The sequence below is a fragment of the Streptomyces carpinensis genome, assembly GCF_002154505.1.
Lineage (GTDB): Bacteria > Actinomycetota > Actinomycetes > Streptomycetales > Streptomycetaceae > Streptomyces > Streptomyces carpinensis.
In genome coordinates, this window is sequence record NZ_MUBM01000449.1 from 1 (window position 1) to 8,021 (window position 8,021).

Annotated in this window: 6 protein-coding genes; 1 reads left to right on the forward strand and 5 read right to left on the reverse strand. The window is 72.5% G+C overall.

Annotated elements, in window-relative coordinates; genetic code table 11:
* Positions 1-35 precede the first annotated feature (35 nt).
* On the reverse strand, positions 36-1,547 hold the full coding sequence (locus tag BZY54_RS42935) for a sugar ABC transporter ATP-binding protein (RefSeq protein ID WP_086730788.1): 1,512 nt from the start codon (positions 1,545-1,547) through the stop codon (positions 36-38).
* The gene (locus BZY54_RS42940; protein WP_086730789.1) at positions 1,544-2,641 is read right to left on the reverse strand and encodes a sugar ABC transporter substrate-binding protein; all 1,098 of its coding nucleotides are present in this window, start codon (positions 2,639-2,641) and stop codon (positions 1,544-1,546) included. The genes BZY54_RS42935 and BZY54_RS42940 overlap by 4 nt, the downstream gene beginning before the upstream one ends.
* Before the next feature lie 162 nt (positions 2,642-2,803).
* Between BZY54_RS42940 and BZY54_RS42945 the strand changes: the two genes are divergently transcribed.
* Complete coding sequence (locus BZY54_RS42945; protein WP_425276379.1) at positions 2,804-3,559, forward strand: FadR/GntR family transcriptional regulator; 756 nt, start codon at positions 2,804-2,806, stop codon at positions 3,557-3,559.
* 28 nt (positions 3,560-3,587) lie between these two features.
* Here the strand turns inward: BZY54_RS42945 and BZY54_RS42950 are convergent, their stop codons facing one another.
* The 3 genes from BZY54_RS42950 to BZY54_RS42960 form a co-directional block, all read right to left on the reverse strand.
* Positions 3,588-4,055 carry a DUF4231 domain-containing protein gene (locus tag BZY54_RS42950; RefSeq protein ID WP_086730790.1) on the reverse strand — a complete coding sequence of 156 codons (468 nt, stop codon included), beginning with the start codon at positions 4,053-4,055 and terminating at the stop codon, positions 3,588-3,590.
* Positions 4,056-4,142: 87 nt separating this feature from the next.
* Positions 4,143-7,163, reverse strand: coding sequence for an alpha-mannosidase (locus tag BZY54_RS42955; RefSeq protein WP_086730791.1), 3,021 nt, complete (start codon positions 7,161-7,163; stop codon positions 4,143-4,145).
* 47 nt (positions 7,164-7,210) lie between these two features.
* The coding region (locus tag BZY54_RS42960) for a GH85 family endohexosaminidase C-terminal domain-containing protein (RefSeq protein WP_425276380.1) at positions 7,211-8,021 on the reverse strand (811 nt) is incomplete at its 5' end.

Genomic DNA, 8,021 nt, shown 5'->3' on the forward strand with positions numbered 1-8,021 from the left:
ATGGCTGACACCAAGGCGGCCGGGCCGCCTTGGTGTCAGCCATGGTCCACTCCTTCGATGGAGGCGATCAGCTCGTGGTCGCGCCAGCCCGCCCGGTGCTCGGCGACGATCCGGCCGTGGAACAGGACGAGGACGCGGTCGCAGCGCCTGAGGTCGTCGAGTTCGTCGGAGACGACGAGGACGGCGGTGCCGTCCTCGCGGGCGCTGTCCACCCGCGCCAGCAGGGACTCCTTGGACTTCACGTCGACGCCCGCGGTGGGGTTGATGAGGACGAGCAGACGCGGGTCGGAGGCGAGGGCGCGGGCCATGACGACCTTCTGCGCGTTGCCGCCGGACAGGTCGGACACCGGCTGCTCGGGGCCCTCGGTGTGGATGTCGAGGCGCTCGATCAGCTCGCGGGCGACGGCGCGCCGGGTCTCGGTGGCGACGAAGCCGAAGCGGCCGAGCCGGTTCAGCACACTCATGACGGCGTTGTCGCCCACGGTCATGGCGGCGACCAGGCCCTGCTCGTGCCGGTCGCGCGGCACGCACCCGACCCCGGCCCGCAGTGCGGCCTGCACGTCGCCGAACGGAAGCTCCGCGCCGCCGAGTTCGGCGGTTCCGCCGGTGGGGGTGTGCAGTCCGGCGAAGGACTCGGCGAGCTCGATCTTGCCGCTGCCGCTGGAGCCGGCGAGCCCGACGACCTCACCACCGCGCACGGTGAGGTCGGCGTTCTCGTACGCCTCGGAGGTCAGCCCGTGCGCGGTGAGCACGACGGGGGCGTCGGCGGCCGCCGCGTCGCGGACGTACCTGCTCTCGTGCTCCGCGACCGACTCCCCCGCCATCGCCTCCACCAGCGCGGCCCGCGGCAGGTCGGCGACGGGGGCGGTGGTGATCCAGCGGGCGTCGCGCAGCACGGTGACGGTCTGGCAGACCTCGTAGACCTCCTGGAGGTGGTGCGAGATGAACAGGAAGGTGACACCGGACTCCTGAAGGGCCCGCATACGGGTGAACAGCCGCTCGATCTCCCGGTTGTCGAGCTGGGCGGTGGGTTCGTCGAGGACGATGAAGCGCGCGCCGAAGCTCAGCGCACGGGCGATCTCCACCATCTGCCGGTCCTCGACCTTGAGTTCACGGGTACGCGCCTCCGGGTCGACGCGCACGTCCCAGGTGTCGAGGAGCTCGGCCGCCTGGGCCCTCAGCCTGCGCCAGCTGATGAAGCCGCCGGGTCCCGTGGGCTGACGGTTGATGAACAGGTTCTCGGCGACGGTGAGTTCGGGGACGACCGTCGGCTTCTGGTACACGCAGGCGACCCTGCGGCGCCAGGCGTCGCGGTCGGTGAGCGCAGGTGCGGGCTCGCCGTCGAAGCGGACCTCGCCCTCGTCGGGGGCCTGGAGGCCGGTGAGGACGGTCACGAGGGTGGACTTGCCGGCGCCGTTGCGGCCGACCAGGGCGTGGGACTCGCCGGCCAGGACGGTGAGCCGGCCGTCCGCGAGGGCGACCGTCGGGCCGTACCGCTTGGCGACGCCCCGCGCCTCCACCAGCGGGGTGATGACGGGGCTGCTCATTTGACCGTGTTGCCCCACAGCTTGGGGTCGTCCACGTTTTCCTTGGTGACCAGGGGCGCGGGCAGCTGGTCCTCCAGGATGCCGCTGGGCAGCTTCACGATCGTCGAGTCGTGGTCGGTCGGCCCGGGCCGGAACTTCTTCCCCTGCATCGCCGCCTTGATGTAGTACATGCCGTACTTGGCGTAGGCGTCGGCGGGCTGGGAGACCGTGGCGTCGATCTCGCCCTTGCGGATGGCGTCGAACTCCTGCGGGATGCCGTCGTTGGAGACGATCACGATGTGACCGCCCGCCCCGGCCTTCTTCAGCATGTTCTTGGACTTCAGGGTCTGCAGGGTGGGCGCGAGGTAGACGCCGCCGGCCTGCAGGTAGATGCCCTTGATGTCGGGGTTGGCGTTGAGGAGCGTGTCGAGCTTGGAGGCAGCGGTGTCGGACTCCCACTTGGCTGGGATCTCCAGCACCTTCAGCCTGGGGAAGTTCTTCTTCACACAGGCGCGGAACGCCTGCGAGCGGTCACGGCCGTTGACCGAGGCGAGGTCGCCCATGATCTGCACGACCTTGCCCGAGGTGATGTGCGCGCCGAGGTACTGGCAGGCCTTCTCGCCGTAGGCGACGTTGTCCGCGCGGACCACCATGGCGACCTTGCCCTTGTCGGGGGCCACGTCCACGGCGACCACGGGCACGCCCTTGCGTTCGGCCTGGTCGAGGCCGGCCTGGATGGCGGCGCTGTCCAGCGGGGCCACGACCAGGCCCTTGACGCCCTGGTTGAGCTCGTTGTTGATGTCGGTGATCTGCTGCGAGGGGTCGCTGTTGGAGTTGACCGTCTTCAGTGCGTCGACACCCTCGGACGCGGCCATCTTGGGCACGTAATCGTTGTACGACTGCCAGAACGGCGAGGTCAGCAGGGGCAGGATCACTCCGACCTTGCCGCTGCCGTCGCCCCCGGCGCCGGCGGCACCGCTGTCCTTGGTGCTGCCGCACGCCGTGAGCGCCAGGGTGGCGCAGGCGGCCACGGCCGTCGCGCGCACCGCCCAGATGGAGTTTCGCCTGCCTTGCCGCCTGCCTTGTCGTCCGTTCCGCACTGGTGTGCCGGGCATCTGTCGGCTCCTCATCGAGCGAGATCGAGCAGTTGCCCGCATACTTATCAGACCAATTAGCGCCAGCGACACCCTCTGGAGCCAAGCTTTCTCGACTTCTGGCCATAGTGGTCGGACCACATCGGTGGCTAGACTGCGGCGCACGGCGACAGGAGGAGTGGCGTGGACGAGACCCCGACCGGGCCGACCGGGGAGACGGAGGCGGGGGCCCGCGCCACCGCGACCGCTCCGCAGAAGGGCACGGTGACGCAGCGCGCCATCGAGCGGATCAAGGGGATGATCTCGGAGGGGCTGCTGGAGCCGGGGCAGCGGCTGCCCACCGAGCGGGATCTCGCCGCCCAACTGGGCATCTCCCGCAGCTCGATGCGTGAGGCGATCCGGGCGCTGACGGTGCTGGGCGTGCTGGAGGCCCGGCACGGCTCGGGCATCTACGTCACCCAACTGGAGGCCGGCGATCTGCTGGAGACGTTCGGTGTCGTCGCCGACCTGACCCGCGGCCCGCGCCTGGTGGAGCTGCTGGAGGTGCGCCGAATCCTGGAGTCGACGGCGACCGCGCTGGCGGCGGCGCGCATCACCCCGGACCGGCTGGCCGCGGTCGAGAAGCACCTGACGGCGATGAACGCCACCGACGACCCCGAGGAGATCCTCGCCCACGACCTCGCCTTCCACCGGGAGATCGCGGTGGCCGCGGGCAACGAGACGATGGCCGCGATCCTGGACGGCCTGTCCTCGCGCACCTTCCGCGCCCGGGTCTGGCGCGGCTACCAGGAGGAGGGCGCCTTCGCCCGCACCCGCCGCGAACACGCCGCGATCTTCCGGGCGTTGGCCGCCCGCGACCCGGAGGCGGCCCGGGCGGCGGCGGCCGCACACGTGGGCGAGGTGGAGGAGTGGCTGCGCTCGCAGGTGGGGCCGTCATGACGGCTGCGCGGCCGTCCCGCCGCCGCGCTCAGGAACCGGTGGCCGGCAGGGACGGTTCCGCTCGCTGCCCCTGCGCCTGCGACCACTCCCGCAGTTCGTCGGCGCCGACCTCCTCGAGCACCCTCTGCAGGGCCTGCCGCGCCGCCGCGCCGCGTTCCGGCTCGGGCAGCAGCAGATAGCGGTCCAGGGCCCGGCGCAGCGTCTCCCGCGCCTGCGCCGCCAGCACCCAGCGGCGTCCGGGGCTGTAGAGCTGCCGCATCCCGGTGAAGAAGACGGCGCCGCCCGCGATCAGCGCGGTCAGCCAGGCCGGGGCGTGCAGCCCGGCGGCGACGACCGTCACCGAGGTGGTGCCGAGCGCGCCCAGCTCCGTCACGTGGTGCAGCGTCCGGGCGCGGTCGCAGGACCGCGCGTAGAACGTCAACTCCCGCCGGACCAGGGCCAGCAGCGGATCCGGTGCCGAGGCCCACGACTGATCGGGGACGCTTCTTCGTCGCATCGCCCCATCATCGCGGCCGGCACGGTGCGCGCAAAGGCCGGGGAGGGCGGCACGGCGGCCGATCGCCGTGCCGCCCTCCCCCAAGGCTCAGGCGCGCCGGAGCCGCAGTGTCACCAGCTCGAACGGCCGCAGCCGCACCGCGATCCGGCCGCCGTCGCGCTCCGGTGCCGCGGCATCGGCCAGGGGCCGCTCCAGGAGGTCCGTCACCGTGACGTCGGCGACCTCGAACCCGGCCGTCAGCGCGGCCCGGGCCCGTCCACCGTGGGCCTCGTGGAAGCGGACCACCACGTCGCCGCTGCCGTCGTCGGCCAGCTTCACGGCGGTCACGACCACCGCGTCCTGGTCCACCGTCACCAGCGGGGCGACCTCCCCGGTGCCGGTCAGGCGCCGCTCGGGCACGTTGACGCGCCAGCCCTCGCGCACCGCGTCGGCGATGTCCGCGCCCGGCACCAGTGCGTGGCGGAAGCGGTGAACGCCCTGGTCGGTCTCGGGGTCGGGGAAGCGCGGAGCGCGCAGCAGGGACACCCGCACCGTGGTGGTCGTGCCCCGGTCGCCGTCGGTGCGCACCGCGCGGGTCACGTCGTGGCCGTACGTCGAGTCGTTGACGATCGCGACGCCCCAGCCCGGCTCCTGAAGGTGGACGAAGCGGTGGTTGCAGGCCTCGAACTTGGCGGCCTCCCACGAGGTGTTGGTGTGGGTGGGTCGGTGGAAGTGCCCGAACTGGGTCTCCGAGGCGTACCGTTCGGCGTGCACGTCCAGCGGGAAGGCGAGCTTGAGGAACTTCTCCGTCTCGTGCCAGTCCACCTCCGTGTCCAGCACCAGCCGCCGCTCCCCCGCCGCCAGCGACAGCACCTGGGTGACCCGGGAGGAACCGAAGGACCGGACGATCCGCACCGAGGCGCCGTCCTCGCCGGCCGTGACCGACTCGGCGTCGGTGAGGTCGGTGACGGTGTGGCGGTAGAACTCGTCCACGTCCCAGGCGTCCCACATGTTCGGGAAGTCGGGGTGCAGCTGGAGGAGGCCCGCGGCCCGGCCGGGCGCGACGGTCTCCCGGTCGGCCTCGATGTCGTACGCCGAGACGACCAGGCCGCGGGCGTCGATCTGGACGCGCAGCAGGCCGTTGTCCAGGACGTGTCCGCCGCCGGCGCGGGGCGACAGCTGCGTCCGGCCGCGCGCGGCCGGGGTGGCGGCGCCACCGGCCGGGACGCCTGCGCGGGCGTGCGGGGCCGCGTTGAAGACGAGCGGCGTGGCGCCCTCGCCCGCCAGCGCGCGCTGGGCCCCCTCGATGATCGCGTTCAGCTCGCCGGCGATCCGCTCGTACGTCGCCCGCGCCTCGCGGTGCACCCAGGCGATGGAGGAGCCGGGCAGGATGTCGTGGAACTGGTGGAGCAGGACCGTCTTCCAGATCCGGTCCAGTTCCTCGTAGGGGTAGGGGAATCCGGCCCGCACGGCGGCCGTGGCCGCCCACAGCTCCGCCTCCCGGAGCAGGTGCTCGCTGCGCCGGTTGCCCTGCTTGGTCTTGGCCTGGCTGGTCAGGGTGGCGCGGTGCAGCTCCAGGTACAGCTCGCCGACCCAGACGGGCGGTTCGGGGTACTCGGCCTCGGCCTTGTCGAAGAAGGCCTGCGGGGTCTCCCACACCACCTGCGCCGAGCCCTCGAGGTCGCGCAGCCGGGCCGCCTTGGCGACCATCTCACGGGTGGTGCCGCCGCCTCCGTCGCCCCAGCCGGTGGGGGCGAGGGAGTGCCGGGCGACGCCCTTGTCCTTGAAGTTGCGGGCCGCGTGGGCGATCTCGCTGCCCTTCATGGAGCAGTTGTAGGTGTCGACGGGCGGGAAGTGGGTGAAGATCCGGGTTCCGTCGATGCCCTCCCACTGGAAGGTGTGGTGCGGGAACTTGTTCGTCTGCGACCAGGAGATCTTCTGCGTCAGCAGCCGGGTGGAGCCCGCCGCCCTGATGATCTGCGGCAGGCCGGCGGCGAAACCGAAGGTGTCGGGCAGCCATGCCTCGTCGTTCTCGATGCCGAACTCGTCGAGGAAGAACCGCTTGCCGTGCACGAACTGCCGGGCCATCGCCTCCGATCCGGGCATGTTGGTGTCCGACTCGACCCACATCCCGCCGGCCGGCACGAACCGACCGTCGGCCACCGCCTTCTTCACCCGGGCCCACACCTCGGGCCGATGGTCCTTGATCCATGCCCACTGCTGCGCCTGGGACATGGCGAAGACGAAGTCCGGCTCGTCCTCCAGCAGGGCGGTCATGTTGGACGTCGTACGGGCCACCTTGCGCACCGTCTCGCGCAGCGGCCACAGCCATGCCGAGTCGATGTGCGCGTGCCCGACCGCGCTGATGCGGTGTGCGGAGGGCGCGGCGGGCGCGGTCAGCACGGCGGTGAGCTGCGCGCGGGCGCGCTCGGCCGTGCCGCCCACGTCCTGGAGGTCGACGGCGTCGAGCGCCCTGTCCACCGCGCGCAGAATCTCCCAGCGGCGCTGCGAGTCGACCGGCAGTTCGGCCATGAGCTCGCCGAGCACTTCGAGGTCGATCACCAGCTGCCACACGCTCTCGTCGAACACGGCGAGGTCCATGCGGGTCAGGGTGTACTGGGGCTCGCTGCCCGCGGTCTCCTTGTCCCCGAGCCGCGTGGGCAGGAAGGGGTGGTAGTCGAGGATGACGGGGTTGGAGGCGGCCTCGATGTGCAGGCGCACCTCCTCGCCGCCCGCGACGGGCGCGCCGACGCGGACCCACTGGTTGCGCGGGTTGAGGCCCTTCACCGGGGTGCCGTCGGGCCGGTAGACCAGGCCCTCGCACTGGAAGCCGGGCATGTTCTCGTCGAAGCCGAGGTCGAGCAGGGCCTCGACGGTCTTCCCGGCCCATTCCTCGGGTACGGTCCCGGTCACCCGGAACCAGCTGGTGCCCCACGGAGCACCCCAGCGGGCGCCCACCTCGATCGGCTCCGGCTCGGCGGCCAGCCCCTCGGCCACCGGCACGGGCTCCCCGGGCGCGTGCCACACCGCCACCGTCAGTGGGACGGACTCGGGGTACACGGCGGGGCGGATGCGCTCGTCGAGAACGCGCTTGAGGCGGGCTTCGACCAGGCTGCGGTCGTCATGCATGAGGGGTGCTCCGTGGGTCGTACGTCAGCGGGCGGATCGGTGTGTGGTTACCAGGGGTGGGTGACGGTCGCGGGGGCCGACGAGGTGTACAGCTCCCCCACCGCGCGTACTTCGAACCGTACGGCCCGCTCGCCGGACGCGGGCGTCAGGCCGCCGGCGAAGTAGGCCCGCTGGCAGGTGCCGCCGAGGAAGCGGCGGGTGCCGTCGGGCAGCACGCGGTGCAGGGTGTAGTGGCGTACCGTGCCGGGCGCGGGATGGTTCCAGGCCAGGCGCAGGTCGCCGCCGGAGGCGGCGGTGATCCGCGGCCCGGACGGGGCCGCCGGGGTGCCGGTGCGGTCGTGGACGGCGAGGCCGCCGAGTCGCCAGCGCACCGGGCCGCCGTCGCCGGCCGCGGTCAGCCGGACGCCGATCGCGTGCACGGTCCCGGACAGGCCGGTGAGCCGGACGGTCGAGGTCCGCCAGCCGTCGCCGTTCCCGCCGGGGACGGGCAGATACGTGTACGGCGGCGCGGCTCCCGCGGCTCCCGGCTCGGCGGTCGCCACGGCCAGCTCGATCCCGACCGTTCCCGCGTCCGTGCGATGGGTCAGCTCCACGACCGTGTCCGGGCCGATCGGCAGCCGTGTCGCGTACAGGTCCAGCACGGCGGGACGGTCCAGCGCGCCGTCCACCAGCAGGCTGCTGCCGCCGCGCCAGGCGTCGGCGAAGTCGAAGCGGACGGTGGGCCGCTGCCCGTCCGTGCGTACGACCCAGCGCCGGGAGGGCAGCCGGTCCTGGAGGCCGAGGTGGTTCCAGGGGGTGGCGGAGGTGACCTCGCCGTCCTCGTACCAGCGCAGCCCGTGTCCGGTGTTGAAGACGCTG